24 protein-coding genes are annotated in these 24,553 nt (G+C 70.4%); 11 read left to right on the forward strand and 13 right to left on the reverse strand.

Annotated features, from left to right (window positions below):
• The first annotated feature begins 3 nt into the window (after nucleotides 1-3).
• Nucleotides 4-777: a TSUP family transporter gene (locus tag ABD658_RS13950; protein ID WP_344685305.1), complete on the forward strand. Its 774-nt coding sequence runs from the start codon at nucleotides 4-6 to the stop codon at nucleotides 775-777.
• A 21-nt stretch (nucleotides 778-798) separates the two neighbouring features.
• Here ABD658_RS13950 and gdhA read toward each other — a convergent pair whose 3' ends face one another.
• From gdhA to ABD658_RS13995, 9 genes are read right to left on the reverse strand one after another with little or no spacing between them, the layout of a single operon-like run.
• Nucleotides 799-2,154, reverse strand: coding sequence for an NADP-specific glutamate dehydrogenase (gdhA, locus tag ABD658_RS13955; protein WP_344685302.1), 1,356 nt, complete (start codon nucleotides 2,152-2,154; stop codon nucleotides 799-801).
• A 34-nt stretch (nucleotides 2,155-2,188) separates the two neighbouring features.
• Nucleotides 2,189-2,719, reverse strand: coding sequence for a Na+/H+ antiporter subunit E (locus ABD658_RS13960; protein ID WP_344685300.1), 531 nt, complete (start codon nucleotides 2,717-2,719; stop codon nucleotides 2,189-2,191).
• Nucleotides 2,716-4,494 carry a proton-conducting transporter transmembrane domain-containing protein gene (locus ABD658_RS13965; RefSeq protein WP_344685298.1) on the reverse strand — a complete coding sequence of 593 codons (1,779 nt, stop codon included), beginning with the start codon at nucleotides 4,492-4,494 and terminating at the stop codon, nucleotides 2,716-2,718. Before ABD658_RS13965 ends, ABD658_RS13960 begins: the two co-directional genes overlap by 4 nt.
• Nucleotides 4,494-6,029: a complex I subunit 5 family protein gene (locus ABD658_RS13970; protein WP_344685296.1), complete on the reverse strand. Its 1,536-nt coding sequence runs from the start codon at nucleotides 6,027-6,029 to the stop codon at nucleotides 4,494-4,496. The genes ABD658_RS13965 and ABD658_RS13970 overlap by 1 nt, the downstream gene beginning before the upstream one ends.
• Entirely contained in the window at nucleotides 6,023-7,546 is a 1,524-nt protein-coding gene (locus tag ABD658_RS13975) for a complex I subunit 5 family protein (RefSeq protein ID WP_344685294.1), read from the reverse strand. The genes ABD658_RS13970 and ABD658_RS13975 overlap by 7 nt, the downstream gene beginning before the upstream one ends.
• On the reverse strand, nucleotides 7,543-7,842 hold the full coding sequence (locus ABD658_RS13980) for an NADH-quinone oxidoreductase subunit K (protein ID WP_311026259.1): 300 nt from the start codon (nucleotides 7,840-7,842) through the stop codon (nucleotides 7,543-7,545). The genes ABD658_RS13975 and ABD658_RS13980 overlap by 4 nt, the downstream gene beginning before the upstream one ends.
• Nucleotides 7,839-8,786, reverse strand: a complete 948-nt coding sequence (locus ABD658_RS13985; protein ID WP_344685290.1) for a hydrogenase subunit MbhD domain-containing protein — start codon at nucleotides 8,784-8,786, stop codon at nucleotides 7,839-7,841. The genes ABD658_RS13980 and ABD658_RS13985 overlap by 4 nt, the downstream gene beginning before the upstream one ends.
• Entirely contained in the window at nucleotides 8,783-9,088 is a 306-nt protein-coding gene (locus tag ABD658_RS13990; RefSeq protein WP_344685288.1) for a cation:proton antiporter, read from the reverse strand. Before ABD658_RS13990 ends, ABD658_RS13985 begins: the two co-directional genes overlap by 4 nt.
• Nucleotides 9,075-9,377: a hypothetical protein gene (locus tag ABD658_RS13995; protein WP_344685286.1), complete on the reverse strand. Its 303-nt coding sequence runs from the start codon at nucleotides 9,375-9,377 to the stop codon at nucleotides 9,075-9,077. The genes ABD658_RS13990 and ABD658_RS13995 overlap by 14 nt, the downstream gene beginning before the upstream one ends.
• Nucleotides 9,378-9,459: 82 nt before the next feature.
• Between ABD658_RS13995 and ABD658_RS14000 the strand changes: the two genes are divergently transcribed.
• The 7 genes from ABD658_RS14000 to ABD658_RS14030 all read left to right on the forward strand — a co-directional run bounded on the left by ABD658_RS14000 (nucleotide 9,460) and on the right by ABD658_RS14030 (nucleotide 15,667).
• Nucleotides 9,460-9,621, forward strand: a complete 162-nt coding sequence (locus ABD658_RS14000) for an N-acetyltransferase (protein ID WP_344685284.1) — start codon at nucleotides 9,460-9,462, stop codon at nucleotides 9,619-9,621.
• Between the two features lie 214 nt (nucleotides 9,622-9,835).
• Complete coding sequence (locus ABD658_RS14005; RefSeq protein WP_344685282.1) at nucleotides 9,836-10,816, forward strand: carbohydrate ABC transporter permease; 981 nt, start codon at nucleotides 9,836-9,838, stop codon at nucleotides 10,814-10,816.
• Nucleotides 10,809-11,720 (forward strand): carbohydrate ABC transporter permease, encoded by a 912-nt coding sequence (locus tag ABD658_RS14010; RefSeq protein WP_139827776.1) that lies wholly within the window; start codon nucleotides 10,809-10,811, stop codon nucleotides 11,718-11,720. The genes ABD658_RS14005 and ABD658_RS14010 overlap by 8 nt, the downstream gene beginning before the upstream one ends.
• Before the next feature lie 72 nt (nucleotides 11,721-11,792).
• Entirely contained in the window at nucleotides 11,793-13,124 is a 1,332-nt protein-coding gene (locus tag ABD658_RS14015; RefSeq protein ID WP_344685279.1) for an ABC transporter substrate-binding protein, read from the forward strand.
• 64 nt (nucleotides 13,125-13,188) lie between these two features.
• Nucleotides 13,189-13,887 carry a dienelactone hydrolase family protein gene (locus ABD658_RS14020; protein WP_344685277.1) on the forward strand — a complete coding sequence of 233 codons (699 nt, stop codon included), beginning with the start codon at nucleotides 13,189-13,191 and terminating at the stop codon, nucleotides 13,885-13,887.
• A 2-nt stretch (nucleotides 13,888-13,889) separates the two neighbouring features.
• A complete protein-coding gene (locus ABD658_RS14025; RefSeq protein WP_344685275.1) occupies nucleotides 13,890-14,876 on the forward strand; it encodes a GNAT family N-acetyltransferase in 987 nt (328 codons plus the stop codon).
• Nucleotides 14,873-15,667, forward strand: a complete 795-nt coding sequence (locus ABD658_RS14030; RefSeq protein WP_344685273.1) for a LysR family transcriptional regulator substrate-binding protein — start codon at nucleotides 14,873-14,875, stop codon at nucleotides 15,665-15,667. Before ABD658_RS14025 ends, ABD658_RS14030 begins: the two co-directional genes overlap by 4 nt.
• Here ABD658_RS14030 and thiE read toward each other — a convergent pair.
• Together thiE and ABD658_RS14040 are read right to left on the reverse strand one after the other, a co-directional pair.
• Entirely contained in the window at nucleotides 15,606-16,340 is a 735-nt protein-coding gene (thiE, locus tag ABD658_RS14035; RefSeq protein WP_344685271.1) for a thiamine phosphate synthase, read from the reverse strand. The two genes, ABD658_RS14030 and thiE, sit on opposite strands and share 62 nt — an antisense overlap.
• 59 nt (nucleotides 16,341-16,399) lie before the next feature.
• Nucleotides 16,400-17,491, reverse strand: a complete 1,092-nt coding sequence (locus ABD658_RS14040) for a hypothetical protein (RefSeq protein ID WP_344685269.1) — start codon at nucleotides 17,489-17,491, stop codon at nucleotides 16,400-16,402.
• Nucleotides 17,492-17,639: 148 nt separating this feature from the next.
• Here ABD658_RS14040 and pulA point away from each other — a divergent pair, with 148 nt between their 5' ends.
• Nucleotides 17,640-20,333 carry a pullulanase-type alpha-1,6-glucosidase gene (gene pulA / locus ABD658_RS14045; protein WP_344685267.1) on the forward strand — a complete coding sequence of 898 codons (2,694 nt, stop codon included), beginning with the start codon at nucleotides 17,640-17,642 and terminating at the stop codon, nucleotides 20,331-20,333.
• A gap of 130 nt (nucleotides 20,334-20,463) precedes the next feature.
• Nucleotides 20,464-21,435, forward strand: coding sequence for a bile acid:sodium symporter family protein (locus ABD658_RS14050; protein WP_344685265.1), 972 nt, complete (start codon nucleotides 20,464-20,466; stop codon nucleotides 21,433-21,435).
• Between the two features lie 31 nt (nucleotides 21,436-21,466).
• On the opposite strand, the gene ABD658_RS14055 is transcribed toward ABD658_RS14050, so the two are convergent.
• Entirely contained in the window at nucleotides 21,467-23,077 is a 1,611-nt protein-coding gene (locus ABD658_RS14055) for a BCCT family transporter (protein ID WP_344685262.1), read from the reverse strand.
• Between the two features lie 166 nt (nucleotides 23,078-23,243).
• Nucleotides 23,244-23,867 (reverse strand): malonic semialdehyde reductase, encoded by a 624-nt coding sequence (locus ABD658_RS14060; protein WP_344685259.1) that lies wholly within the window; start codon nucleotides 23,865-23,867, stop codon nucleotides 23,244-23,246.
• 409 nt (nucleotides 23,868-24,276) lie between these two features.
• Here ABD658_RS14060 and ABD658_RS14065 point away from each other — a divergent pair.
• Nucleotides 24,277-24,553: hypothetical protein (locus ABD658_RS14065; protein ID WP_344744842.1), on the forward strand; the 277-nt coding region annotated here is incomplete at its 3' end.

Genomic DNA, 24,553 nt, shown 5'->3' on the forward strand with positions numbered 1-24,553 from the left:
TGCGTGTCCCTGACGGTCCTGACCCCGCTGCTCGTCATCGCCGCCGCAGTGCTCGTCGGCACCGTCCTGCAGCGTGTCTCCGGCTCCGGCGTGGGGCTCGTGGTCGCCCCGGTGCTCTCCATCCTGCTCGGACCCGGCCTGGGCGTGCTGATCACCAACATGACCACCATCGTCTCCGGGTTCCTCATCATGCTCGCCGTGTGGCCGCGCATCGACTGGGCTCGCTACCGGGTGCTCGGCCCGGTCACCGTGATCGGGGCGATCCCCGGCGCCTGGCTGGTGGGACAGCTGTCTGCCGGATGGCTGTCCATCATCCTGGGCGCCATCGTGCTCTGTGCGCTGCTGTCCACCGTCACGCTGCCGCAGCTGCCGCGCTGGGAGGGGCGCACCACCGGCGTCGTCGGAGGGATCCTCGGTGGGTTCTTCAACACCACCTCCGGAGTGGCCGCGCCCGTGATGGTCATCTACTCGCGGCTCTCCCGCTGGGACCAGCAGGGCTTCGCCGCGACTATGCAGCCGCTGTTCATGACCATGGGCATCGCCTCGGTGGTCACCAAGCTGCTCTTCGGCTCCGTGGAGGAGGTCGGGCAGGGCCACCTGCACCTGGGACTGCTGTTCCCCGGCATCGTGATCACCGTGCTGCTGGGGATCCTGCTGGGCGGGCGGCTGGCAAGAATCGTCCCCCCGGCTCAGGCTCGTGCCGTGGCGATGGTGCTTGCCGGGCTCGGGGCGCTCGGGGCGCTGATCCGGGGGACCGTCCAGGTGGTGAGCGGCTGAGGGGAGGCGCCGATCACCTGCTCAGATGACCCCCTGAGCCAGCATCGCGTCGGCCACACGGAGGAACCCGGCGATGTTCGCCCCGGCCACATAGTCCCCCGCGACGCCGTATTCCTCCGCCGTGGAGGCGCACAGGGTGTGGATGTGCTCCATCGTCTCGGCCAGGCGCTCGTCGGTGTACTCGGCGGTCCATGAATCACGGCTGGCGTTCTGCTGCATCTCCAGCGCGGACACGGCCACCCCGCCGGCATTGGCGGCCTTTCCGGGGGCGAAGAGCACCCCGGCCTCCTGGAAGACGTCCACCGCCTCCGGCGTGCACGGCATGTTGGCGCCCTCGGCGACTGCACGGATCCCCGCCTCGGCCAGGGCGCGCGCGGCGTCGCCGTCGATCTCGTTCTGCGTGGCGCACGGCAGCGCGATGTCCGCCGACTCCTCCGCCGCCAGCGACCAGACCGCGCCGTCGATGTGCCGCGCCCGGGGCCGAGCTTCCGCGTAGGCGGAGATGCGTGCCCGCCGGTGCTCCTTGACCTCCCGCAGCAGCTCCAGATCGATGCCGTCGGGGTCATGGACGCAGCCTGCCGAGTCGGAGGCGGCGATGACCGTGCCGCCGAGCTCCTGGACCTTCTCGATCGCGTGGATCGCCACGTTCCCCGACCCGGAGACGATGACCCGCCGCCCGTCGACGCTCTCCCCACGGCTGCGGAGCATGTGCTCGGTGAAGTACACGGTGCCGTACCCGGTCGCCTCCGGACGCAGCAGCGACCCGCCCCACGTGGTGCCCTTGCCGGTGATGACACCGGCCTCATAGCGGTTGGTGATGCGCTTGTGCTGGCCGAACAGGAAGCCGATCTCCCGGCGGCCCACGCCGATGTCTCCGGCCGGGACGTCGACCGTGTCCCCGAGATGGCGGTACGCCTCCGTCATGAAGGACTGGCAGAACCGCATGATCTCTGTCTCGCTGCGTCCCTTGGGGTCGAAGTCGCTGCCCCCTTTGCCGCCGCCGATCGGCAGACCCGTCAGGCTGTTCTTGAACACCTGCTCGAAGCTCAGGAACTTCATGGTGCCCAGCAGCACGTCAGGATGGAACCGCAGGCCGCCCTTATAGGGGCCCAGGGCGGAGTTGAACTGGACCCGGAATCCGCGGTTGATGTGGACCGTGCCGTCGTCGGCGGTCCACGGCACGCGGAAGATGATCTGCCGCTCCGGCTCGCACATGCGCTCCAGCACGGAGCTGTCCATGTACTCGGGGTGCTTCTCCAGCACCAGATGGAGGGATTCGAAGACCTCCTCGACTGCCTGGTGGAACTCCCGCTCTCCGGGGTTCCTGGCGATGATCTGGTCATAGACCCGGGCGATGTGTGCGCTGTGCGGGCTCATCGTCCTCCTTCCTCCTGTGCCGTCGGGGCGGACTCTACCGGTGCAGCGCGCCGGTGAGCTCCACCAGCCGGTCCCAGAGCTCTTCGGGACGCAGGGACTCCGCCACCGTGTGGATCTCGACCCACCCGTGGTGGTGGCCGGAGCCCTCGCGGTCCTCATCCTCTCCAGTGATGACGGCCTGCACCAGGGCTCCCGGCATGAGATTCATCAGCAGCAGGGCGATCTCCCGGCGGGCCCCCGGAGGCAGGCGCAGCGGCGCCCGCACGACCGCGGGGCGGACCGCCGAGCGTGGACCCAGGGCGCGCAGCGAGACATCGACCCCACCGACGACCATCTGCCGGAAGAACCACGCTCCGAGCCGCATCACCGCCGCCGCCCGCCGGGGCAGGCCTCCCCCGGCCACCGCCGGCCGTGGAGGCAGCAGCCAGAGGCTCACGCCGACGCCGACGACGACGGCCACCGCCCCATAGACCAGCTTCTCCGGGGCGGCCTGGGTCAGGCCCGTCCATAGCAGACCGACGACGAGGCCGCGCAGCAGCGCGGCCGACACCCAGCGAACGATCATCCGCCGCCACCTCCTGAACCGAGCAGCACCAGCAGGGAACCGGCGGCGAGCAGCGCCAGCAGGGCCGCCCCGGAGCGGATCCAGTCCTCCAGGCTGGAGTCGGCGCGCTGCCCGAGAGCGCGGGCGGCCGCGGCCGCACGGGACCAGCCCTGCCGCCACGCCTCCGCGGCGGAGTCGGCCGCGCGTCCCAGCGTCCGCAGCCCCCGATCGGTGGCGTCGGTGGCCTGAGCCACCGCAGACTCCGCCGGGACCACGAGGTCACCGGCGGGCACGGCCGGCGTCGAGATCCGACGCCCCACCAGGTGCCCCGCCAGACTCAGCACGGCGGCCACCGCCGGCGGCCACAGGCCCTCGCCCACCGCGGCGGCATCGAACCCTGGGGTCGAGACTTCAGGAGAGCTTGCGGCCATCCACCACGGCACGGCGGCACCGCCCAACACGATGACGGTCCAGGCCCCCAGCGGACCCGCCCCCGGATTCCTGGCGTTCCGGGCCCCTGCTGCGGGCAGCACCCGGACCAGCCGCACCATCAGCAGCGCCGAGCCGAGGGCGAAGAACGGAAGCACCGCCTCCAGGGCGGGCGCATCGTCGGCGACTGCGTCCTTGGTCGCATACTTGGCGGCCCACCCCGTGGTCAGCGGGGCGCCGACCAGAGACAGCCCGGCCAGCAGCGTTCCAGCGGCCACTGCTCCCCGGACCAGCCGAGAACCCCCGGCGCTGAGGAGCGGCACGGCCAGGAACAGGGCACCCTTGACCAGGCCATGGTGCACCGCGTACACGACCACGGCCGCCGTGACCTCCCCGGCGACGGAGGGCTCGACCACCGCCACCGCCGCGACGGCCGTCATCAGGCCCATCTGCGAGACCGTGGAATAGGCGAGCACGACCTTCGGGTCGGTCTGCAGCACGCCCACGGCGACGGCGAGCAGCCCGCCGGCGGCGGCCACGACCATGAGGGCGGCTCCGGCGCCCGGCTCGGCGAACTCCGGGCTGAACCGCAGGAACCCCAGCAGCCCAGCCGTGACCAGCGCCCCGGACAGCACCGCCGAGGCCGCCGGGGGAGCGGCGGGATGGGCCAGCGGCAGCCACAGGTGCAGCGGCACCACGCCGGCCTTGATCCCCAGTCCGAAGCCCAGCAGAGCCAGGATCAGCCCCGTGTGGTCCGAGCCCACGACGGCGGCGGGCGCCTCGGCCAGGTGCAGGCCGCCGGCGGCCCCGACCATCAGCACAGCCGCCAGCAGAGCCGTCTCGCTGAGCACGGAGAGCACCAGGTACACGCGGGTGGCCCGGACCGCGGCCCTGTCCAGGTGATGGATCACCAGCCCCGCCGCGGCGAAGCTCATCACGGCGAAGGCCACATAGAACGTGACCAGGTCCGCCGCCAGGAACACGCCCAGCGTGCCGCCCAGGCACAGCAGCAGGAAGGCGCTGAGCACGGGCATGGGCAACGAGCGGTCCCGCGGCCCGGGTGCCGGCCGCCAGGCGATCGTGGCGAGGGCGGCCGCGTGGAGCAGTGCGGTCAGCACCACCAGCGGCCTGCTCGTCTCGTCCAGCGCCAGGCTGGTGCCCAGGAGCAGACCGGGGACCTCCACCGCGGACTGCCCCGGGCCTCCACGGGCGGCGACCGGAAGGATCAGGGCTGGCAGGGCGGCGAACGGTGCGAGCCGCGCCGCCGTCGTCGTGACCCGGTCTCGGTGCGGCTCCGGCAGGGCCCGGCCCGCCAGCAGGAGACCGCCCAGCAGCAGCGGCAGCGCACAGCACAGCAGCAGGAGCATCAGCCGAACACCCCCTCGGCGATGAACTCCGCCACGCGCAGCGGCGCGAACGGCAGCGACGCCCCCAGGCCCACCAGGGCCGTGAATGCGGCAGTGGTCACCGCGGGGACCATGAGCATCCGCGGCTCCCGCACCGGTGAGCCCGGCTGCGCGGCGTCGACGGGCGCCCACAGACGGATCACCACCGGCAGGAAATAGGCGGCGTTCAGCAGCGAGGACAGCACCAGGACCCCGAGCACCCAGCTGTGCTCCGAGTCCAGAGCGCCCTGCCCCAGCTGCCATTTGGAGATGAACCCCGCCGTCGGCGGCAGGCCGATCATGCCGACGGCGCCGACGGTGAACGCCGCAGAGGTCAGCGGCATCCGCCGCCCCAGCCCGCGGGTGTCCTCCACCCGGTGCACTCCCAGGGTCTCGGCGAACAGCCCGGCGCAGAAGAACAGGGTGATCTTCATGATCCCCTGATGGACCAGGTGCACCACCCCGCCGGCGGTCGCCGTGATGTCCAGCATGCTGATGCCCAGCACCACGTAGCTGACCTGCGAGACCGTCGAGTACGCCAGGCGCCGCTTGAGGTCGGACTGGCGCAGCGCACGCAGCGAACCGTAGACCACGGTCACCGCGGTCACCACCAGCAGGGGAGTCAGCACCCCCAGCTGGTCGGCGACCTCGATCCCGTAGACGTCATCGACCATCCGGACGATGCCGAACACTCCCGCCTTCACCACGGCCACCGCATGCAGCAGGGCGGAGACCGGAGCCGGCGCGATCATCGCCAGCGGCAGCCACCCGTGCAGCGGCACCAGCGCGGCCTTGACCCCGAGTCCCCCGATCAGCAGCCCGAAGATCACGGTGGCGACCTGCGGTGAGGCCTGCGCCAGCTCGGCGACGGACTCGGCCCCGCCCTCGGCGAAGTCGACCGGGCCCGCCAGCATGGTCAGCCAGACGACGCCGGTGAGCAGCACCAGTCCGCCGGTCAGCGTGTAGCGGAGGTAGATCCGGGCGGCATGCAGGGCCTTCGGCGTGCCCCGGTGGGCCACCAGGGGGTACGTGGCGACGGTGAGCAGCTCATAGAACACCAGGAAGGTGATCAGGTTGCCGGAGAAGGAGATCCCCACCGTGGCGGTGACGCACAGGCTGAAGAAGCCGAAGAATCGGCTCCGGTGCGGGCTGCCCTCCAGGTATCCGATCGCGTAGATGGTGGTCAGCAGCCACAGGATCGCTGAGAGTCCGGCGAAGAACAGGGCGAGCGGGTCGACCCGCAGCACCAGGTCGATGCCGGGCAGCAACGGCATCGAGACCTCCGGCCGGACGCCGTCGGCCACCACCGGGGGCACCAGGGCGGCCACCAGCGCGACCTTCACCGCTGCCGCCGTGATGTTGATCGCCGACCGCGTGCCCACGCGTCCTTCGGCCAGCGGGAAGATCGCCGCCGCCGCGACCAGCGAGATCAGGATCATCACCAGCGGCAGCCAGGAGATGATGCCCCCGAGGGTCTCGTGGAGGGACCCCTGCAGCGTCGCCTCGGCCGTCACCATGGCGCCCCCACCCCCAGCACGGCGTCGGTCCAGGCCCCGAGCAGCCCGGTGCCGACCGTCAGCAGGCTCAGCGCCAGAGGGACGCCCTGCGCAGTGTGCGGCACAGTGCCGAGCCCGCCCCGGGCAGGACCGACCGGCTGCTCGTCATCCTCGGCCTCCACCAGCAGAGGCCCCACCGCCTTCAGCAGGTAGGCGGCCGAGAGCAGCGTGCCCGCGACGAGCGCCAGCACGACCACCGGCTGGGCGACGGCGACGGCCGAGGTGGCCAGCTGCCACTTGCCCAGGAATCCCAGCGAGATCGGCAGTCCGATGAGGCTCAGCGCCGCCAGCCCCATGGTGAGCACCAGCACCGGATGGTCCCGTCCGGCGCCCCGGAGCGCGGAGATCTCATCGGTGCCGTGGATCTCCTTCAGCGTGCCCACGGCCAGGAACAACGACGCCTTGGCGAGGGCATGGCTCAGCGCCAGGGCGACGGCGCCGCCGACCGCTCCGGCGGCCACGTCGCCGGCCTCAGGGTCGGTGATGATCGGCAGCAGCAGCATCCAGTAGCCCACCTGCGCCACCGTGGAGCAGGCGACCAGAGGCTTGAGGTGCGTCTGTCGCAGGGCCGCCGCGCCGCCGACCAGAAGCGCGGCCGCACCCAGCACCGCCAGGCCCCAGGACAGGACCCGCAGCGCGGCCTCGCCGTCGGCGGCGACCTCCGGAGCGATCCACAGCCAGCAGCGCAGCAGCACGAACAGGGCCGCCTTGATCACCAGCCCGGACAGCAGCGGCGAGACCGCCCCCGGCGCGCCGGCATGGGCGGGGACCAGCCAGCGGTGCAGCGGCACCAGCGCCGTCTTCAGCGCCAGTCCCACGCTGATCAGCACCATCGCCAGCACCACAGGGGCGCCGTCGACGTCGGCGGCCGCCTCGGCCACACGCAGCACGTCCAGATGGCCGGTGGCGGCCAGCAGCAGTCCCACGCCCAGCAGGAACAGCAGGGAACCGGCGACGGCGATGAACAGGTACCGCAGGGACGCGGCCAGGGCGTCCGAACCGCCCAGGGCCACCAGGCCGATCGCCGTGAGCCCCACCAGCTCCAGCCCCACATAGGAGTTGAACAGATCCCCGGACACGAAGACCGCGTTCAGCCCCGACCAGCAGCCCAGCCACAGCGGCCAGAAGGCGGGGTGCCCGGCGCGTGCGTCGTCGCTCGTCACGCCGGTGGCCCACGGCAGCGCGGCCGCATACAGGGTGGTCAGCGCCCCGACCACGGCGGCGGCTGCCAGGAACAGGGCGCTCAGGCCGTCCGCCCGCAGCATGATGCCCAGCGGAGGGCCGTGCCCGGAGAGCGCCAGCTCCTGCACCTGTCCTGCGGCGACGGCGGAGACCACCGCTGCCGTGGCCAGCACCGTGCCCGCGGCCGAGACCGCCCCGACCCAGCGGCGCGCCGCATGAGGAAGAGCCAGGGAGAGCGTGGCGGCGAGCAGCGGGAGCAGTACCACCGCGCCCAGGGCGAGCTCGGGCAGCGTCATGGGAGCTCGTCCTCCCCGCCGTCGGGCCCTTCCAGCCGACGGATCAGCACCGCCCCGAGGCCGGTGAACGCGACGGTGATGACCAGCCCGGTGATGACCAGGGCGGAGAGCAGCGGATCCACCTCGGCGCCGCGGGACGCCACCGCCATGAGCAGCAGCAGCGAGCCGACGCCCATCACGTTGAGGGAGACGAGCCGGGCGACCAGATCCTGGACCGTCACCAGGCGCACCAGCCCGGCGACTGCGACGGCGATCCCGATCAGTCCGTACCACTGGTCGGCGGCGAGAGGCATCATGCCACCACCTCCCGCCGGGCGCGGACACCCAGGTAGAGCAGATGCAGCGCCGCGGCGATGCCCACGGTCAGGGCGATCTCGACGGTGAGGATCACCGGAAATCCCCAGGAGGGCTCCCAGTCGAGCCACCCGCGGCCGGTCATCGGCCCCAGTGCGGCGGCGGCCAGGAACACCAGCACCCCCGCCGCGAGCCCCCACGGCATCGCCCGCCGCAGATCAGGCAGCGACCGCGCTCCGGAGGCGTCGGCGAGCATGAGAAGGCCCGCCAGCACGGCACCTGCCTGGAACGCCCCGCCGGACCCGGAGCTCCCGGCGAACAGCAGCCACAGGCCCACCACCACCAGGACCGGGGCGCTGACCTTGGTCCACCAGCTCATCGTGGTCCCCGGGGCGGCCGTGCGGCCCCCGACCTCCGTGCCCGTCACGGCCAGCACGGCCGCCCCGGCCAGCATCAGCACCGCGGATTCGAGCAGCGTGTCATAGGACCGGAACGTCAGCAGCACGGCGGTGACCTCATGGTCGACACCGGTCGGCCCCATGGCCGCCGGCAGCTGCTCCTCCCAGGCGGGCAGGAGGCGCTCCACCTCGAGCCACACCCTCATGAAGACTGCCGTGACCACGGCCCAGGCGAAGACCGGGGCGCCGATCCGGGCGAGACGGCGCAGCCACCGACCGGTTGGGCCGTCGTCGCGCGGGGACTCCTGGGGCTGCTGGGCTGCGTGGCAGCCACGGGCCAGCAGTACGAGGATGGCGCTGAGCAGCCCTGTGCCCAGGGCGGTCTCTGCCAGGGCGACGTCCACGCTGCCCAGCCGCAGCCACACCAGCGCCATGATCACCGCCATGACCAGGAAACCCATGACCATGGTCATGCGTCGGCGGGGCAGCAGGGCCGCGGCGGCGGTGACGACGACGGCGAGGCCCAGGGCGATGTCGACCACCGTCATGAGGCCCCCTCCCGCTGCTCCCGCTCCAGGCGGGCCAGCACGTGGGCGCTGACCGATGCCGCCCCGAGGGCGAGGATCCAGGTGGCCAGCAGCACCACGCCCACCGTCCAGCTGCCCAGCAGCACGCCGACGCCCAGCAGGACCAGCCCCAGCCCGAGGGTGTCCGCCTTGGCCAGCGCGTGCAGGCGGCTCCGCACGTCGGGGAAGCGGATCAGCCCCACCGTGCCGGCGGTGAAGAAGAACGCGCCGGCGATCAGCAGCAGCGCGCCGCCGATCTCACGCAGCAGCTCAAGGGGCACCATCGGGGGACCTCCGTCCTGCCTGCGGAGAGCGGCGGCGCAGCCCCACAGTGCGCACGGCGGCCGTCAACGCCGCCAGGGCGGTGAGGATCAGCCCGACGTCGAGCATCCTCAGATCCGGGGGAGAGGCGGACAGCGCCAGCACGGCGGTCAGTGCGGCACCGGTGGTGCCGCTGAGCAGCACGATGAGCAGCCAGCTGTCCCGACCCCGCTGACGCGTGCCCACCAAGGCCGCGACGACCAGATTGACGAGCAGGACCAGGAAGACGGCGATCAGGATGAGATCGAGCATCGGACTCCTCGGCGGGGTGCGCTCCTGCAGGTCAGACTCTCCGTGCCCACAGTACCCAACACGGCCCTGGAATGATCGGACCATGGATTCCCGCATCATCGTCCGTCCCCCCGCTCAGCTGTGGGTGGCCGCCGAGAATCCGCGGGCGCGCCGGTTCTACGAGCGTCAGGGCTTCCGCGCGGACGGTGCGGAGGTCGTCGACGACGACGCCGAGGGCCTCCGTGAGATCCGGATGGTCCGCTGACCGCCTGAGCCCTTCAGCGCGCGCATCCGCCGCCCGGCGTTCATCTCGGATTCACGGATTCGAGGGATTCGCGACTCCTGTGTGGTTAGGATGAACCAGGTTTGCGCATCGACGTCGAGGGAACCTGCTCGGTGCGCGACCCTGTTCGCACCGAGGCAGAAAGGGATCACCGATGACCGCATCAGGCGGATCAGGATCCACGTCTGTCGGATCCGTGAGGGGCGCCACATCCTCCTCCGAAGATGACAGACCGGCAGATCACGCGCGCCCCGCTCCGACGGAGGCTGAACTGGAGGCCAACAGGAAGCGGGCCCGGCGTCGGGCGAAGTCCCGGAACTGGTCTCTGTTCCTGCTCTTCGCAGGCCCAAACATTCTGCTGATCCTGGCGTTCATCTACTATCCGCTGCTGTCCAACATGTACTACTCCACGTTGGACTGGCGGCTCGGTTCGCCTCGAGCCACCCCGGTGGGCCTGCAGAACTACGTCAACTTCTTCACCTCTTCCTCCGGCATCGAGGTCTGGCGGGTCACTGGGATCTTCACCGCCGGCGCCGTGCTGGGGTCCATGATCCTGGGCCTGCTCATCGCGCTGGTCATCAACAAGAAGATCCCCGGCCGCACCGCCGCCCGCACCGCCGTGTTCTCTCCGTACGTGCTCTCCGGCGTCGGCGTGGCCCTGGTGTGGAACTTCATCTTCGACCCCAACCGCGGCGGGCTCGCCCACATCCTCGGAGCCTTCGGCATCAGCTCTCCCCAGTGGTACCTGGACGAGGACTGGGCGCTGTTCATGGTGATCATCGTCTACGTGTGGAAGAACCTCGGCTACTGTGCCGTGGTGTTCCTGGCCGGACTGCAGTCCATCCCCAAGGACCTGCTCGAGGCCGCCATCATCGACCGGGCCGGCGCCACCCGACGCTTCTTCTCCGTGATCCTGCCGCTGCTCACACCCACGGTGTTCTTCCTGTTCGTCACCAACATCATCTTCTCCATGACGAACGCCTTCGACATCCTGCGCACCATGACTCCCACCGGGCACGGCACCAACACGATCATCTTCGAGATCTACCTGCAGTCCTTCGGCGCCTACCAGCGCGCCGGATACTCGGCCGCGATCGCCGTGGTGCTGTTCTTCACCCTGTTCCTGATCACCGCCGTGCAGCTGCGCTACGTCGAGAGGAAGGTCCACTATGCGTGACATCGCCCCGACGCAGCGCCTCACCAAGGAGCAGCGCCGCCAGCGCCGCCGCGGCACCTGGGCCGACGCCTTCCGCCGCGAGAACCTCCTGGACACCATCCTCACCGGCTACCTGCCGATCCTGGTGGCCCTTCTGATCATCGTGCTGCCGCTGGCGTGGATGATCCTCTCCAGCTTCAAGCCCCCCAGCGAGATCGTCACCCTGAACCCGACGTTGCTGCCCCAGGACCCGACCCTGAGCAACTACAGCGACGTCGCCCGTCGGGTGCCGCTGCTGACGGTGCTGGGCAACAGCATCTACGTGACCGTGATCGGCTCCACCATCAAGGTGGTCCTGGCGATCACCACCGCCTATGCGCTGGTGTTCATCCGAGTCCCGGGGGCGAACCTGATCTTCCTGGGCATCCTGGTGGCCCTGATGGTGCCGCCTGAGGTCTCGATGCTGCCCAACTTTCTGACCATCTCCGCCCTCGGCGGCCGGGACACCCTGTGGGGGATCATCTTGCCCGGCCTGGGCACCGCCTTCGGCACCTTCCTGCTGCGCCAGCACTTCAAGGCGCTGCCCAAGGAGCTGTTCGAGGCGGCGGAGCTCGACGGCGCCGGCCACTTCCGCAAGCTGTTCCAGATCGCAGTGCCGGTCTCTCTGCCGGCCATCGCCACGGTGGCTCTGGTGACCGTGGTCAATGAGTGGAACAGCTTCCTGTGGCCGCTGATCATCATCGACTCCCCGGAGAAGATGACCCTGCCGGTGGGGCTGAACCTGCTGCAGTCCATCGAGACCCAGACCGGCAGCTACGGCATCCTGATGGCCGGCGCGGTGCTGGTCATCGTGCCGATGCTGATCGTCTTCGCCGCCCTGCAGCGCTACATCGTCGCGGGCCTCACCCAGGGGGCCGTGAAATGACCCGGTCCCCACACCAGAACCGCATCCGAAGAACGCACCACTGCACACCGCACCACCGATGAGGAGCACATCATGAGGATCACCAGTTCCCGAGCTGTCCGCGGCACCGCCGTCCTCGGCGTGGCCGCCCTGGCCCTGACCGCCTGCGGTCCCGACACCACCGGTGGAGACGGCGAGGCCGAGGTCGAGGGCGTCGACTGGTCGGAGGTCGAACCGGCCGAGGAGATCACCTTCTGGACCAACCATCCCGGCGGCTCCGCGGACGTGGAGGAGGAGCTGATCGCCGGGTTCACCGAGGAGACCGGCATCGAGGTCAACGTCGTCACCTCGGGCGCCAACTATGAGGAGACCTCCCAGCGGTTCCAGACTGCCCAGGGCACCGGTGACGTCGGCGACGTCGTCGTGCTCTCCGACGCCACCTGGTTCCCGAACCACCTGAACGACGCCCTCGTGCCGGTGGACGAGCTGCTCGAGGCGGCCGAGGTGGACACCGACGGCTACGTGGACGCCCTCTATGAGGACTACCACTACGAAGGCAGCCACTACGGGGTCCCCTACGCCCGCTCCACCCCGCTGTTCTACTACAACGCGGACCACTACGAGGAGGCGGGCCTCTCCGAGGACGACGTCCCCGAGACCTGGGAGGACGTCGCCGAGGTGTCCGAGCAGCTTATGGACGCCGAGGTGGCCTCCTCGGCCTTCGCCTTCCCGCCGCAGGACCAGTACCCGGCCTGGACCATGGCCAACCTCGTGTGGGGCTACGGCGGCGGCTGGTCCGAGGAGTGGGACTTCTCCTCGGTGTCTTCGCCGGAGACCGTCGAGGCGATCGAGTTCGCCCAGGCGGCGGCCGAGGACTGGGCCTCGGTGGCCTCCGGCGACCAGGCGGACGACTTCGCCTCCGGTGCGGCCAGCCAGGTGGTGGCGTCCACCGGCTCGCTGAACGGCATCCTGGACACCGCTGACTTCGAGGTGGGCACCGCCTTCCTGCCCGGCGGGCCTGCCGGCGACGGTGAGACCCCGACCGGTGGCGCGGGCCTGATGATCGCCTCCGACTCCGAGCCGGAGCGTCAGCTGGCCGCCGCGATGTTCGTGGGCCACATGACCAACCCGGAGTCCACCGCCTCCTTTTCCGAGGCGACCGGATACGTGCCGGTGCAGAAGGACGCCGACATGTCCGCCGTCTACGAGGAGAGCCCGCAGTTCGAGACCGCCGTGGAGCAGCTGGAGCGCGCCCGCGTGCAGGACTACGCCCGCGTGTTCCTGCCCGGCGGCGACCTGGCCCTGGCGCAGACCCTGCAGCGCATCCTCACCCAGGACGTCGACGTCGCCGATGAGCTGGAGTCCCTGGAGGAGGAGTTCCAGGAGCTCTACGACCGCGACCTGGCGGCGGAGCTGGAGGACTGATCCTCCACAGTCTGGTTGGCTAGGGTGGGACCGGACGTTCGTTCGGGCACAGGAGGTTCCCACCATGGCTGAGAAGACACCCCACCAGAACACCACCTTCACCACGGAGGGCGGCACCGCGCACGGCTACCTGGCGCTGCCGCCCTCCGGCACGGGTCCGGCGGTCATCGTGATCCAGGAGTGGTGGGGTCTGACCGACCACATCAAGGACGTCACCGACCGGCTCGCCGCCGACGGCTTCGTCGCACTGGCCCCCGACCTCTACGGCGGGTGGATCACCCACGACGGCGACGAGGCCGGTGAGATGATGTCGAAGCTGCCCGCCGAGGAGGGTGCGAAGCAGCTGGCCGGGGCCACGGACTTCCTGTTGGAGCATGAGGCGGTGACCTCCAAGACGGTCGGCGCCATCGGCTTCTGCATGGGAGGCGGCTTCGTGCTGGCGCTGGCCGCCCAGCAGGGGGCCAAGATCTCTGCGGCTGTGCCGTTCTACGGCGTCGGTCAGGCCGTCCCGGACACCTACACCGGCGTGAAGGCGGCCGTGCAGGGGCACTACGCGGAGCAGGACGCCATGTACCCGGTGGAGGAGGCGCAGGCCCAGGAGGAGCAGATCCGCTCCGAGTCCGGTGCGGAGGTGGAGTTCCACTACTACGACGCCGGCCACGCCTTCCACAACGACGAGAACCTGATCGGCACCTACGACGCCGAGAAGGCCAAGCTGGCCTGGGGCCGCGCCGTCGACTTCCTGAAGGCCAGGGTGGTCTGACCGTGGACACCGAGTACCGTTGGTCCACCATCACCCGCGACGACGTCGAGGCGTGGGCCGACCTCGTCAATCACCTGGCCGAGGCCGACGGCACCGAGGAGTTCTACGAGGCCGAGGACCTGGCCGAGGAGCTGGACTCCTCCCAGCTTGATCCGGCGCGTGACACGATCGCCGTCTGGGACGGCGACCGCCTGGTGGCCTTCGGCAAGGTGTCGGTGAAGACGGCGGCCGACCGCGACGGACTGATCGGTGCGCTGCTCGACGGCGGCGTCCACCCCGACGACCGCCGGCGGGGGATCGGTACGGAGCTCATGTCCCGGCTGGAGACCCGAGCTGTGGAGAAGGCGGGCCGGCTCCATGGCCAGGCCGAGGGCTATCTCGGCGTCGGAGGAGCGCGCGCCGGATCCAGCACGCAGGCATTCCACGAGTCCCGTAGCTACCAGGTGGCCCGGTGGTTCAACCTCATGGCGCGGCCCCTCACTCCCGGGGAGACTGCCGCCGACGTCCTGGACGGGCGCGCCACCCCTCCCGGGGTGAGGTTCCGCCGTCCGGGGCCGGACGATGAGGCCGCGGTCCGTGAGGCCCACGCCGCCGCCTTCGCCGATCACTGGGGTTCCGCACCGCCGGATCCCGAGAGGTGGCACGAGAGCTGGACGGCCCGCAGCGCCCGGCACGAGGTCTCCCGCCTCGCCGTCGACGACGACGGCGCGGTGCTGGCCTACGCGCTGGCCAGCCAGTGGGAGGAGCGCGCGGCCTACCTCGACCTGGTCGGCACGGTCCCCTCTGCGCGTGGAACCGGGCTCGGCAGCGCGGTGCTGGCCGAGAGCATCGCCGCAGCGGCCGCCACCGGGGACTACGACCTCATCGAGCTCGACGTCGACTCCGACTCCCTGACGGGGGCCACCCGGATCTACGAGCGCCTGGGCTTCACGCTGAAGTTCGCCACCTCCGCCATGCGTCGCCCGGTGACCTTCGGAGGGACCGCGTGACGCTGCGCCTGGCGGCGATCCCGGGTGCCACCCCGGACAAGTGGCTGCAGCGCTGGCGTCAGCGATTCCCGCAGATCCGCATCGCCGTGGACTACTACGACGACGGCGCCCCCGACGGCTCCGACCAGCTGCACCGGGTGGCCGCCGGGCTGGCCGACCTCGGCTACCTGCGCCTGCCGGCCGGGGAGGTACTCACTGACGAGCGCTTCTACCGGGTGCGCCTCTATGAGGAGCTGCCCGTGGTCTGCGCCGCCGCCGAGCACTGGGTCGCCGCCGCCGAGGACACGGTGAGCTGGGAGGATATCGCGGAGGAGGCCTTCCTCGACCCGACCCAGATGGCTCCGATTCATGTGGACCCGAGTGCGGCCGTCCATGAGCCGAAGGCCGGGGGCGAGTTGGCCGCCGCCGAGCGGATGGCGCTGGAGGTGGCGGCCTCCGGGGCCGGTCTGCTGCTGTTGCCGAACTCGGTGGCCCGCGCCCTGTCCCGCAAGGACGTGGTGATCCGCGCTGTGGAGGGTCTGCCCGGCTATGAGGTGGGGCTGTGCTGGTTGAAGGACCGCGATGACGAGGTCATCCAGGAGTTCATCGGCGTCGCGCGCGGGAGGAAGGCCGGCTCCGGGCGTTCCGAGCTCGAGGGCTCGACGTCGGGGCGGTCATCGGGCCGGCCGTCGGGAGGACGGCGGCAGACCGGCGGCACGGGCGGCCGGACCGGCGGCCGGGGCTCCCAGGTCAGGCCGGGAGGCGCTCGCGCAGGGCGCGGGCGGCCGCCGCGACGTCGTCGGCCTCGGTGACCGCACGGACCACCACGGCCCGGTAGGCGCCGGTCTCGGTGACCTGGCCGATGTTCTCGGCATTGATGCCGCCGATGGCGAAGAACGGCTTCGGGGTCTCCAGCTGGGCCGCATAGCGCGGCAGATCCAGCCCGACGGCGGCGCGGCCGGGCTTGGTGGGGGTCTCCCAGATGGGCCCGGTGCACCAGTAGTCGAGGCCGGGGTCGTTGGCGGCCTCCCACACCTGGTCTTCGGTGCGGCAGGAGCGGCCGATGATGATGTCGTCGCCGAGGATCAGCCGCGCCTCCTCCGTGGAGAGGTCCTCCTGGCCGACGTGGAAGACGTCGACGCCGGTGATCCGCGCGACGTCGGCGCGGTCGTTGGCCGCGGAGAGGCCCGCGTACTCGTCGGCGACCTGCCGCAGCAGCGTCAGCGCGGCGATCTCGGTCTGCACGGTGACGTGCTTGTCCCGGACCTGGATGATGTCCACTCCGCCGGAGTAGGCGGCCACGAAGAAGTCGCGCAGCGCGTCGAAGTCCAGCTCGTCCACCGGGCCGGCCTCCGGGTCGGTGATGAACCGCTGCAGGTCCGTGCAGACGTAGAGCCGCGAGGCCGTGAGCCGCTGGCGGCGCAGCTGGCCGACGTAGTGCTGCTCGTGGGCGGAGGGCTCGTAGTCATGCGCCGGTGAGTTCATGGGCCCAGCCTATCGAGTCGGGTCCGCGGGTGCTCAGTCCTCCGGCTCAGTCTGTCGGGTCAGCTGGACCGCATGACCCAGCCGCAGCCGGCCAGCGGGGAGCCCCCGGCGGCCTGCTCCTGCTGGTGCTCGCTGGGGGTGTAGCTCATGAAGACCATGTCGTCGCTGACGTCCATCAGGGGGTCCTCGCCGAAGAAGAAGCCGCCCAGCCAGAGATTCACACCGGGACCGCCGTCGAGGACCTCGCTGTCCGGGTCCGGGGTCAGGGTCACCGCCTGGTCCCCGCCGGGGAACCATTCGGGGGAGTCGGTGCCGGGGCAGACGCCTCCCCAGGCCCGCACCGGCGCGGTCTGCACGAGCAGCGGCTCGCCGTGGAACTCCTCGACCTCGACGGTGCGGGGCAGGTGCTGGTGGTCATGCTCGTCAGGGGCGAAGGGGCCGTCGCACTCCCAGTCGGAGTGGTAGTTGACCACATTGCTGACCTCCAGGTGGAGGGCGCCGTCCTCGATGCGGACGTCGGCGACGTCGTTGCCGCACTCCTGCGCGGCGGCCACCGGGAACGGGTGCTGCTCGGCGACCGGATCGCCGTCGCCGGGGTCCTCGGTGCCGAACCAGACGTACCAGAGCGTCTCGGAGTCCTCCCCGAAGGTGGCGGTCAGCGGGATGACGGCATCGGTGACGCCGTCACCTGTGAGGTCCCCCTCGATCGGTTCGCCCATGGTGTAGACGGCGTCGCGCTCCTCGGAGCGGACGTCCGGATTCATCTCCTCGCCCAGGTCAGGGCGGTGCCGGTACGCCACGTAGAGGTCCTCGGCCTCGCCGTCGGTCAGGTGGATCTCCAGCGGGGCATTGATCCCGCGCGGGGCGAACTGCCAGGTGGCCTCTGCGGCGTGCTTGCCGATGGACGGCGGCTCGTACTCGGGCTCGGGCTCGGGCTCTGGCTCAGGTTCCGGCTCTGGCTCCGGTTCGGGGTCTGCAGCGGGAGCTGCGGCGGTGGTCTCCGGCTCCGGGGTGGTTCCCTCGCCGTCGTCGGCGCCGCAGCCGGCGGCGAGCAGCCCCACCGCCGCCAGGCCGACGACGGGCCGTCTTGAGTGTCTGGCCGCTGAGTCTCTGGCGGCTGAGTCTCTGCCGGCTGAGTCTCTGGTGATCATGGCGGCGTCCCCTCGGCTCGGCGAATCCGTGTCGTTCAGAGTAGCCGATCGGACCGCACCGATACTGGAAGCGCTTGCAGGAAACTGGAGAGATCCGTAGTGTGCTGTGAATCACATCACTCGACATCCCTCGGAAGGAAGTCTTCCCGTGCCCTCTCCACGTTCCCGCCCACTGATCGCCGGAACCTTGTCCGCGGCGCTGCTGCTCACGGCCGTCGCGACACCCGCCTCCTCAGTGCCCGGCGCCTCCCCCGAGGGTGGTCCGTCGTCGGCGTCGCCGGTCGCCGTCGAGGCCGAGGCGCAGCGTGCGCACTGGATCGACGCGGAGACCGTCGCCGTCGACGTCGGCTCCGACGTCGACAAGGTCCTGCTTCAGCTCGGCGACGACGAGGCCTATGTCCTCGCGCCCGCCGGAGCCATGACCGAGGACCAGGCCGACGCGCACCGTCGGTATGCCGACTACGCGACCTTCACCGTGCCGCGCCGCGTGAACGTGGATGAGGCTCTGCGCGGGGGGCTCACCATTGTCGCCCTCGACGCCGCCGGAGACGTGCTGGAGGCCACCGGTGTGCAGATCGCCGGGGTGCTCGATGACGTCTACGCCGACGCCGCTGACGAGGACCTGGGCCTGACCTGGAAGAACAAGAAGCCGGAGTTGGCTGTGTGGGCCCCGACGGCGCGCAGCGTGGAGCTGGAGCTGCACACCACGCCCGACGCCGAGCCGACGGTCCACCGCATGAAGCACGACAAGAGGACCGGCGTCTGGTCGGTCAAGGGCAAGAAGGACTGGGAAGGGCAGTTCTACCGTTACCGGGTGGAGGTCTGGCATCCCGAGACTGGTCAGGTGGAGACCCACTCGGTCACCGACCCGTACTCGGTCTCGTTGGCCGCCGACTCCACGCACAGCCAGATCGTCGACCTCGAGGACCCCGCCCTCATGCCCGAGGGGTGGGAAGGCCTGGACAAGCCCGCGGCGGTGGACCCCGCGGCCGCGCAGATCTGGGAGGTCCACGTCCGAGACTTCTCGGTGGCGGACGAGACCATGCCCGAGGACCTGCGCGGCACCTACAGCGCCTTCACTGAAAGCGGTTCCACTTCCGTGGGACACCTGGAGGACCTGGCCGAGGCCGGACTGACCCACGTCCACCTGCTGCCCACCTATGACATCGCGACGATCCCCGAGGTCGACCAGGCTCAGCCGGACTGCGACCTCACCGAGTTCGCCCCCGACTCTCCGGAGCAGCAGGCCTGCATCGGCGAGGTCCGCGGCGACGACGCCTTCAACTGGGGCTACGACCCGCTGCACTTCAACGTCCCTGAGGGCTCCTACGCCACGGACGCCGACGGCGCCCAGCGCATCCTGGAGTACCGGGAGATGGTGATGGCGCTCAACGACATGGGCCTGCGGGTGGTCAACGACGTCGTCTACAACCACACCTCCGGCTCCGGGCTGTCCGACACTTCCGTGTTCGACCGGATCGTGCCCGGCTACTACCACCGCCTCGACGCCGAGGGGAACGTGGAGCGCTCCACCTGCTGTGAGAACACCGCCCCGGAGCACACCATGTTCGACAAGTTCATCGTGGAGTCGGCCCAGCTGTGGGCCGAGGCCTACCGGATCGACGGGATGCGCTTCGACCTGATGGGCCATCACCCGAAGGACAACATCCTGGCCGTGCAGGAGGCTGTGGAGGAGATCGACCCGGACTTCCTGCTCTACGGCGAAGGCTGGGACTTCGGAGAGGTGGCCGGCAATGCCATGTTCGAGCAGGCCAGCCAGCTGACCATGGGCGGTACTGGTGTGGCCACCTTCAATGACCGCCTGCGCGACGCCGCCCACGGCGGCGGGCCGTTCGACGAGGACCCCCGCATGCAGGGCTTCGGCACCGGCCTGTGGACCCAGGACAACGGCTCCGGACTCACCGGCGACGAGGGCCAGCAGCTCGACCAGCTGCTGCACGCCGCGGACCTGGTGCGCATCGGGCTGGTCGGCAACCTCGCCGACTACACGCTGACCACCGCCGGGGGCGAGACCGTCCCCGGCTCGGAGCTGGACTACAACGGAGCCCCGGCCGGCTACACCGAACAGCCCGGCGAGGCGGTCACCTACGTGGACGCCCACGACAACGAGATCCTCTTCGACCTGCTGGCCTACAAGCTGGACCACGACGTCGCCGGGCTCGACCGGGCCCGCATGCAGTCGGTGAACCTCTCCCTGGCCACGCTGAGCCAGGGGATCGGATTCGTCACCGCAGGCTCCGAGCTGATGCGGTCCAAGTCCCTGGACCGGGACTCCTATGACTCGGGTGACTGGTTCAACGCCATCCGCTGGCAGTGCGGGGCCGCCGAGGAGTTCGGGGACTCCACCAACGGGTTCGGCGTCGGACTGCCCCCGGCCTGGACCAGCGAGGCCAAGTGGCCGTGGGCGGAGGAGACGCTGAACGCCGTCGAGGCGCCCACCTGTGACGAGATCGAGTTCAGCCGTGACCGGCACCTGGAGCAGCTGCGCATCGCCTCCTCCACCGGGGCGTTCAGCCTGGGCGCCTTCGAGGACGTCGCCGAGCGGGTCGAGTTCCCGCTCGACGGCGCAGGCGAGCCTGGCGTGATCACCATGACCATCGACATGTCCGGACTGGACGACGCCTTCGAGCAGGTCACGGTCATCATCAACCCCACCCCGGAGCGGGTGGAGCAGACCGTGCCCGAACGGGCAGGCGCTGCGATGGACCTGCACCCCGTGCTGCAGGACTCGGTGGACGAAGCTTTCGCCGAGGCCGGTTTCGACGCCGAGGCCGGCACCTTCACCGCCCCGGCGCGCGCCACCACTGTGTTCGTGGAGTGAGGGACTGAGCCGCTGAACAGTTGAACGGCCGTGTGGGCTGGGGCGTCGCGCATCGGCGCCCCAGACCACATGCTGGACGCCCGGGCCGACGTCGTTGACAGCATCACCGGCGCGACGCACCCTGTGAACCATGTCTCCCACGCACTCGGCTCAGCAGGCGCGTCCGGCCGCGGATCAGAGCCCGCGCAGCGCAAGGCTCGCCGTCACCGTCTTCCCGCTGCTCATTCTCGGAGGGGCCGCGGCCGCTCTGCTGCTGCCCGGCACGTTCACGCCGCTGGGCGCCGGGGTCACCTACGCGCTGATGATCATCATGTTCGGCATGGGCCTCACACTGACCCTGCCTGACTTCGCCTTGGTGGTGAAGCGGCCTCTGCCGGTGCTGCTGGGCGTGGTCTTCCAGTACAGCATCATGCCGCTGCTGGCCCTGGGGATCGCGGTGCTGCTGCAGCTGCCCCCGGCGCTGGCGGCCGGTCTGATCCTGGTGGGGTGCGTGCCCGGTGGGACGTCGTCGAACGTGGTGACCTACCTGGCCCGCGGCGACGTAGCCCTCTCGGTGACCATGACCTCGATCTCGACGCTGCTCTCCCCGGTGCTCACGCCGCTGCTGACCCTGTGGCTGGCCGGCCAGTACCTGCCGGTGGCGGCAGGCGACATGGCCTCCAGCATCGTGCAGATCGTGCTGATTCCGGTGGTCGGCGGGATCGTGCTGCGTCTCCTGCTGCCGCGGATCGTGGCCCGCATCCAGCCGGCGCTGCCGTGGGTCTCGGTGCTGGGCATCACCTATGTGGTGCTCGCCGTCGTCGCCGGCTCCCATGACGTGCTCGCCTCCGCCGGCGTGCTGCTAATCCTCGGCGTGATCCTGCACAACTGCTGCGGCTACGGCATCGGCTACCTGGCCGGCTTCCTCACCCGCGGCTCTGTGCCCACCCGGCGGGCGATCGCCGTGGAGGTCGGCATGCAGAACTCCGGTCTCGCCGCAGGTCTCGGGGGTGCCCACTTCACCCCCGAGGCAGCCCTGCCGGGTGCGATCTTCTCCGTCTGGCACAACATCTCCGGCGGGCTGCTGGCCTCCGTGTGGGGCCGGCGTCGTCCGGGCGCCTGACGTGCCGGTTCAGTGCCGGTCCAGTGCCGCCTCAGTGCGTCGGCGCCACCAGTGGATCCCGGCGCAGCATCATCACCAGCGACACCGCGAGGGCCAGGATCACGAAGATGAACGGTGCGGCGGAGAGCATCACCGCCGTCTGCAGGCCCTCCAGGCCGCCGGCGTAGAGCAGTGCCGCCGCCGTCGCGCCGGTCAGCACGCCCCAGACGGCCATGACCGAGCGCTGCGGGTCCATGCGGCCGTCGGAGGAGATCACCGAGAGCACATAGGTGTTCGAGTCCGCGCCGGTGACGAAGTACAGCACCACCAGCACGACGGCGGCCACGGAGGTCAGCAGGGTCAGCGGCAGCTGGTCGAGCAGGCCGAAGAAGGCGGTGTTGACGTCTTCTACGGCGGCCTCCCCGATGCCGGTGCCGCGCTCCAGGTCCATCCACATGGCGGCGCCGCCGAAGACGCTGAACCACAGGGAGAACACCAGTGACGGCACGCCCAGCACCACCAGCACGAACTGCCGGATGGTGCGGCCGCGGGAGATCCGGGCCAGGAACACGCCCACGAAGGCGCCCCAGGAGATCCACCAGGCCATCATGAAGTAGGTCCACCACTGCATCCACTGCAGGTCATCGGCGTCGGTGGGCAGCATCAGGCTGATCTCCACGAACCCGCCGGCGTAGGAGCCCAGGGAGCGGAAGAAGATGTTGATCAGCCAGCTCGTGGGGCCGGCCACCAGCACGAAGATCAGCAGCGCGGCGGCCAGGACCATGGTGGTCTGGCTCAGATAGCGGATGCCGCGGCCCACCCCGCTCATGGCGGAGGCGGTGAAGATGAGGGTGATCAGCGCGATGATGCCGATCTGCACCGACGCCGTGGTCAGCGGCAGCCCGGTGATCTGGCTGAGCCCCTGGCTGATCTGTGCGGCACCCAGGCCCAGCGACGTCGTCGTGCCGAAGAGGGTGGAGAGGATCACCAGCACGTCCACGGCTTTGCCGAGGAGCCCGTCCGCGTGCCGCCCGATCAGCGGGCGGAGGATCGGGGAGACCAGCCCCTTGTGGCCCAGCCGGTGCGTGGAGTAACCGATGGCGAGCCCGAAGGTCGCGAACACGGCCCAGGCGTGGATGCCCCAGTCCAAGAAGGTGAATCGCAGGGCGTCGACGGCGGCCTCCTGGCTGCCCGCTTCGGTCAGCCCGTGCGGCGGGTCGAACAGGTGGGAGACCGGCTCTGCCACCCCGTAGGTGATCAGGCCGATGCCCATGACGGCGCCCAGCAGCATCGCGATCCACGCATAGGTGGGGTACTCAGGGCGGGAGTCGTCCGGGCCCAGGCGGATGCGGCCGAATCGGGTGAACGCCAGCACCAACAGCAGGGCGATCAGCGCCAGCGGAATGATCAGCAGGGACCAGCCGCTGGTGGCGGTCACCCAGTTCATCGCCGCACCAGCGGTCGCGTTCATCCGCTCTGGCCAGAATCCGGCCACGGCGATGAACGCGACGATCAGCGTCACCGCGGTCCAGAAGACCGCGTTCAGCGAGATGCCGGGCTTCTGCGGATTCTCAGGGAAGCGCTCGGCCTCTTGGGGCAGCAGTGTGGCGGTGGAGGTGTGGGGCCTCGGAGGGTGCGGCTCAGCAGGGGTGTCCTGCGGCATGGCGGCGGGTCCGTTCGTCGGGGGAGGGGAATCGCCGTGTCAGAGCGCAGGAGCACGGAAGGCTGTGCGCCGGACCTGCTGCCGGCCGAAGCAGAGCGGCGGGCGATCCGGCTGGGTGAGCTCGGCGAGAATTCGCACCACCCTACACCGGATCGCCGGACGCGGATCAGCGGACCTGACTCGCGTGTTCGAACTCGAGGCGGCCGCCGCGGGGGTGCTGGGCGTCGTCGTGCTCCGGGTCCGGGGCGTGGCCGACGTTGATCACGGCCAGCGTCTTCCAGCCGTTCTCCGCGTGCACGGCGGTGTCGACGCCGGCCGGGTCCAGGCCGGTCATGGGGCCAACCTGCAGACCGTGGGCGCGCAGCGCGACCAGCAGATAGCCGAGCTGGATGAGGGCATTGTCACGTCCCATGGCCGCCCGGGCGTCGGGCTTGTCCGCGAAGTTCTCCCGCAGACCGGGCATGCCCGGCGTGAGGAAGGGCATGTGCTCATGCCACTGCGGGTCATAGGCCGCCACCAGGGTGAGCGGGGCTGTCAGCGTCTTCTCCTGGTTGCCGGACATCAGGTGCTCGACGACGGCGCGGCGGGCCTCCTCACCGGCGACAACGGTCAGCCGCAGAGGCTGGTTGTTGAAGGCCGTGGGCGCCCAGCGCAGGTCCTCGTAGGCCCGGCGGATGATGTCCAGGTCCACCGGCTCGTCGGTGAAGCGGTGGGTGGTGCGGGCGCCTTCGAAGAGCTGGTGCAGGGTCTCGCGCTCGACGATCGTGGTCTCGGCGGTCGTGGAGGTCATGGGGCTCCTCAGCTGGTGGGGGCGTGCAGGTTCTCGTTCAAATCTGAACAACGGTGGGGGAAGGGGCGTTCTTCCGATCCGGAGCAACATGTGATCGGAGTCACGGTGAGGGAGGGGCGGGGTGGCGGCAGGAGCCGAAGGTATGTCAGTGCGTGCTGGAAGTGTCAGGAGCACACCGGAGGCCTGAGCGGAGCCACCGCCGGGCTGGGGTCGGATCTGACCGTGCGTTTTGGCCGTCTGGTCCCGCTCCTCCGGGATGTGTCAGAGGGCGCCGGAAGACTGAACAGCACCAGGAGGAGCCGGGGAAGGACCCCCCCGCGAGAGGGCAGCCGGGACGGGCTCCCCCGCAGGTACGGCAGAGACGGGCACCCCGGCAGAGACGTCAGAGGAGGTGGATAGCGTGGGAGACATGGAGGACCAGGACGGGGTGAACCCGCACCCAGACCGGCACAGCCAGCACGGCCAGCACAACGACGACGGTGCGGCTGGCTCCGTGTTCTGGCCCGCCCGGGCCGCGCACCTGGCCCAAGAACCAGAACTCTCCGAAGCCCGAGCACTGATCATCACCACCCGCCAGACCGAAGCCCAGGCGCTGACCGGACTGCTGGACTACCAAGACCGCAGAGCCCGAGAAGCCCACGCCGCCGGGCTCGACCATCACACCCGCCGCGCCCTGCGGGACGCCG

It is taken from the genome of Nesterenkonia aethiopica (genome assembly GCF_039534665.1).
Lineage (GTDB): Bacteria > Actinomycetota > Actinomycetes > Actinomycetales > Micrococcaceae > Nesterenkonia > Nesterenkonia aethiopica.

Coding starts and splice junctions, on each gene's coding strand:
- ABD658_RS14010 (WP_139827776.1), top strand. CDS start 10,809: ATGCGTGACATCGCCCCGACGCAGCGCCTCACCAAGGAGCAGCGCCGC.
- ABD658_RS13975 (WP_344685294.1), bottom strand. CDS start 7,546: ATGACGCTGCCCGAGCTCGCCCTGGGCGCGGTGGTACTGCTCCCGCTG.
- gdhA (WP_344685302.1), bottom strand. CDS start 2,154: ATGAGCCCGCACAGCGCACACATCGCCCGGGTCTATGACCAGATCATC.
- ABD658_RS14050 (WP_344685265.1), top strand. CDS start 20,464: ATGTCTCCCACGCACTCGGCTCAGCAGGCGCGTCCGGCCGCGGATCAG.
- ABD658_RS14000 (WP_344685284.1), top strand. CDS start 9,460: ATGGATTCCCGCATCATCGTCCGTCCCCCCGCTCAGCTGTGGGTGGCC.
- ABD658_RS13970 (WP_344685296.1), bottom strand. CDS start 6,029: ATGGTGACGGCCGAGGCGACGCTGCAGGGGTCCCTCCACGAGACCCTC.
- ABD658_RS14015 (WP_344685279.1), top strand. CDS start 11,793: ATGAGGATCACCAGTTCCCGAGCTGTCCGCGGCACCGCCGTCCTCGGC.
- ABD658_RS13985 (WP_344685290.1), bottom strand. CDS start 8,786: ATGACGGTGGTCGACATCGCCCTGGGCCTCGCCGTCGTCGTCACCGCC.
- ABD658_RS14055 (WP_344685262.1), bottom strand. CDS start 23,077: ATGCCGCAGGACACCCCTGCTGAGCCGCACCCTCCGAGGCCCCACACC.
- ABD658_RS13980 (WP_311026259.1), bottom strand. CDS start 7,842: ATGATGCCTCTCGCCGCCGACCAGTGGTACGGACTGATCGGGATCGCC.
- ABD658_RS13990 (WP_344685288.1), bottom strand. CDS start 9,088: ATGGTGCCCCTTGAGCTGCTGCGTGAGATCGGCGGCGCGCTGCTGCTG.
- ABD658_RS13995 (WP_344685286.1), bottom strand. CDS start 9,377: ATGCTCGATCTCATCCTGATCGCCGTCTTCCTGGTCCTGCTCGTCAAT.
- ABD658_RS14020 (WP_344685277.1), top strand. CDS start 13,189: ATGGCTGAGAAGACACCCCACCAGAACACCACCTTCACCACGGAGGGC.
- ABD658_RS13965 (WP_344685298.1), bottom strand. CDS start 4,494: ATGCTCCTGCTGCTGTGCTGTGCGCTGCCGCTGCTGCTGGGCGGTCTC.
- ABD658_RS13960 (WP_344685300.1), bottom strand. CDS start 2,719: ATGATCGTTCGCTGGGTGTCGGCCGCGCTGCTGCGCGGCCTCGTCGTC.
- ABD658_RS14060 (WP_344685259.1), bottom strand. CDS start 23,867: ATGACCTCCACGACCGCCGAGACCACGATCGTCGAGCGCGAGACCCTG.
- ABD658_RS14040 (WP_344685269.1), bottom strand. CDS start 17,491: ATGATCACCAGAGACTCAGCCGGCAGAGACTCAGCCGCCAGAGACTCA.
- thiE (WP_344685271.1), bottom strand. CDS start 16,340: ATGAACTCACCGGCGCATGACTACGAGCCCTCCGCCCACGAGCAGCAC.